Source organism: Planktosalinus sp. (assembly GCF_059864935.1).
The window spans coordinates 1-3,673 of record NZ_JCBCCK010000317.1; the positions used below are offsets into that span (position 1 = coordinate 1).

Below are 3,673 nucleotides of genomic sequence, written 5' to 3' on the forward strand. Positions count from 1 at the left end.
CTTGCTGTGCTTTTTGATCAATGAATGAATTAACGTTTTGGATTTTGATTGATGAGATCCCCGCCTTCCTCCTTCTCCGCCTCTGGCGGATTCTGAGGACAAAGTCGCGGGGATTTGGGTTTACCAATTAAACTTATAAGTAGCCCCGCCCAACACCTGTATGCCTTGCACCGGTGTATTCAGCCACTTTTCATAATTGTCACTTAGCAGGTTGCTTCCTTTTACAAAAAAGGTGAGTTGCTCGTTAAAGTTATACCCCAGATGGAGGTTGACATCCACATAGCCATCCAGTGTTCTTGAAATGGGTTCTACAGGGAAAAATGGGTCAAAACTTTCTACATCTTTTCGCTCACCTACATAAAACAGGCTAAACCCGCCAAAAAACTGCTCGTTAAATACCGCATTGGCAAACACGGTGGCTTTAAAGTCGGGCAGGTTAAAAGCTTCCGGCAGGAAGTCTAAACCATAACTAAAATAGCTGGCGTTCACACCCACGTTAATGCCTTTACTGACTTCAGCCTGTAGCTCTCCAAAGATTTCCAAAGTGGTGACATCGTCATAAAACACGGTAAAGGAGTTTCCAAATTCATAGCCTTGTAGTTCGTCTGCCGGCACAGTGCTCATCAGCGGGTTGGAAATAAACAGGGGTTTGTTGATTTCGTTTTTAAAACTTCCTTTCAGGTTGTAACTCACCGTAGAGGTAAATTTACCTTGTATTCCGGCGTAAGCCTCATACTGCCTGTCAGTGGGTGCTATCATCAAAGTGGGTGAAACGTAAGGGTTCTCACGGGTAAAGTTAAAATAAGAGTTCTGGTCCAGGCCACCGTCCACACCGGCATAAAACGACAAAAACTCATCGACCACCCTGAATGAAGCATCTACCTTGGGATAGATAGAAATATCGCTTTCGCTGTTTTCATTGTCCATTCCAAACACAGCCTGTGCGCCCAGGTTAATTGAGAAACCTTCATTTTGAAAACGAATGTAAGGATGCACCCCAACATTCAAAAAGCTGTATTTGATTTCGGTATCCGGAAAGTTAAAGCTTTTGTCAAATTTTCCGCTAAGGAAATCGATGTCAAAATTAACTCCCACGTCTTGTCCGCCAAGGTCAAATAAAAACTCGGGGGCGGCTATAAAGTTGATTTCAGACGAACTGTATGAATCGCCAAAATAACGCAACAAGGCCTCTCCGCCAGAAAAGGGCGAGTCTTCCATCTTGAGGTTGCCTTTAAGCGCAACACCATAAAAGGAGTGGTTGACGCCGGCATCAACTGCGTTTTGGATATCGTTTTCAGTCGCGAATCCTGAAAGTCCATACCAGTTGTAAATCTCATGCAGGGCGCCAAAGCCCAGGTTGTATCTCATATCGCGGGTCTTGCCGGAATAGTTTAAGTCCAGTGAAGTGTCAAAATAATGGTCATCTACAAGCACATCCTCAATACCGCCCTGAGACGAGTTGTGTTTAAAAAACAGGGACACTTCAGAATCGCGGTCAACTTCAAATGTGGCAAAGAGTTCGCCCAGTGCCGTGGTATAGTTCCCAAAGCCCAGGGTCACATAATTGTCAAAAAGTTTATCGGGTCTTCTGCGCTCCAGGGTGGTTGCTTTTCCTTTTGCGGGCACAAAAGTGGAGGCCACCGGTACAGAAAAAATGCTGTATTGCACGTTCTTCTTTTCCATATTCAGGGAATCGATAGCAACGGGGGTTTCCTTGATTTTAAAGGCATCGGCCACTGTGGGTGTGTATGGTCGCACCACATTGATCACTTCTGTCCCAATAGGGTCTTGTGAAAATGCTGTCGCGGAAATACCAAAAATTGCTGCTGTAAATAAATATTTTAGGTTGTTGGAGTTCATAAGTAAATAATGAGGTTAATCGTTATTTTTATTTGGTTTCTTTTTTTTGAACCATTAAGGCATTAAGAGGTGTTAAGGGCCATTAAGTTTTTAAATATCTTTCTTAATGTTTCTTTCTTAATTTCCTTAATTTCTTAATGGTTTATTTTTTATTGATTACTTCCTTTTTTTGTTGAACCATTAAGGCATTAAGAGGCATTAAGGAACATTAAGGGTCTAAATATTACTTTCTAATTTAATTACCATCGGTTTGCACCGAAATGTTTGTTTTGGCCTCTTCGGCTTTGATTCGGTTTAGGTCGTTTTGTGCCTGTGATACGATTTCAGGGAATTCTGCAAAGTTGGTGATGACACTTTCAAGAATGTATGTCGCCTGAAAGGCATCTTTTAATGCGTAAAAGTTGTTGGCCATGAGCACCAATCCTTTTCCGCCCCATTGCTTAAACCCCGAATAATCTTTGGCAAGCTTTTGAACCGTAGCGTTTGACTGGTTGTGGTTGCCGGCTTTGTTTTCAAAATAAGCCTGATGGTACAAAGCTTCTGCTGCCATCACACCGGTAGCGGTTTTTTGCACTTCAGCATAAGCATTTTTTGCTCTGTTTTCATCTCCGGTTTTCATCGCAGAACGGGCAATGATGCTATGTGCGTCGTTTTTTGCACGGGTTTCGGCCTGGGCATCGCGCAATACTTTTTCTGCAAATACAACTGCCTGACTGTAATTGCCGTTTTCAAAATAGGCCTTCATCAGGTTGGACTGTGCAAAAATGATATTTTGTGAACGGGTACCTTCATTTTCCAGTCGTTCCAATACGGGAATGGCTCTATTGATTTCGTTTTTCTCCAGGTGGATTTGAGAAACGCGCACCAATGCCTGTTCAGTAAATTCGTTGCGCTCCCTGGAAATTACAAAGGTGTAGTTGGTTACTGCCTTGTCTTTTTGTTCAGCGGCAAAATACAATTCAGCCAGATAGAAGTTGGCAGGAAGCGTGTGAATACCGTTAGGGAAATCCTTTAGGTATTTTTCCAATAATGGCAACGCCTGACGGTCGTTTTGCAAATAGCGGTTTTCAGCAGCGGTAAAGGAAGCCTGGTCGAGTTCAGCATCAGCGATTTCAACAAAGTCAAGGGTTTTTACCCAGCGGGCATATTCATCCACACGACCCATATCGATATAAATCAGCTTGGCAGAAGATACCGCCTGAATGGCTTCCGGTGAAGACGGATAGTCATTGGCCACACGTTTAAACACTGTGAGTGATTCCTGTAGCTTTTCGGTGTTGTTGAGTATCAATCCTTTCTTTAAAAGCGCACGGGGCACATAGCTGCTTCGCGGAAGCGTGCTCACCAGTCTGTCATAGGCATTGATGGCTTCGTTATTTCTGTTTAGTGCAAGATGCGTATTGCCCAATTCATAAAGTGCCACATCACGGTAGCTTGAGTTGGGGTAGTTTCTGTCAAATGCAGCGAGTTCGCTGAGTTTTGTTTCTGTTCTGTCCACAAACCCATAGCTGATGGCTTTCTGGAAAGCGGCATAATCAGCATCAGCACCGCCTGTGGCAATCACTTTGTTGTATGCTTCCATAGCCGGCCAGTACTGACTGCTTACGAAGTAGCTGTCGCCCAGTCTTAAATTGGCATCTTTTTGACGTGCTTTATCAATGCCTGATTGTCCAAGAAACTGCTGAAATGCCGTGATGGCCTCCCCATAGTTTTTCATTTTGAAATGCGTATATGCCAGGTTGTAACTGCTGTTTTTGGCCTCGGGAGTTGTTCGGCTCTGCGGTAACTGCTGAAATTGTCTGAACCCTACCAC

At 43.7% G+C, this 3,673-nt stretch carries 2 protein-coding genes; both read right to left on the reverse strand.

Going from position 1 to position 3,673, the window contains the following annotated elements; genetic code table 11:
• Window positions 1–120: 120 nt before the first annotated feature.
• Window positions 121–1,860 carry a TonB-dependent receptor gene (locus tag AC6F75_RS10275; RefSeq protein ID WP_500714933.1) on the reverse strand — a complete coding sequence of 580 codons (1,740 nt, stop codon included), beginning with the start codon at window positions 1,858–1,860 and terminating at the stop codon, window positions 121–123.
• Between the two features lie 235 nt (window positions 1,861–2,095).
• The coding region (locus AC6F75_RS10280; protein ID WP_500714934.1) for a tetratricopeptide repeat protein at window positions 2,096–3,673 on the reverse strand (1,578 nt) is incomplete at its 5' end.

Excerpts from the sequence above, each read along its gene's own strand:
- AC6F75_RS10275 (WP_500714933.1), bottom strand. The coding sequence starts at position 1,860 with ATGAACTCCAACAACCTAAAATATTTATTTACAGCAGCAATTTTTGGT.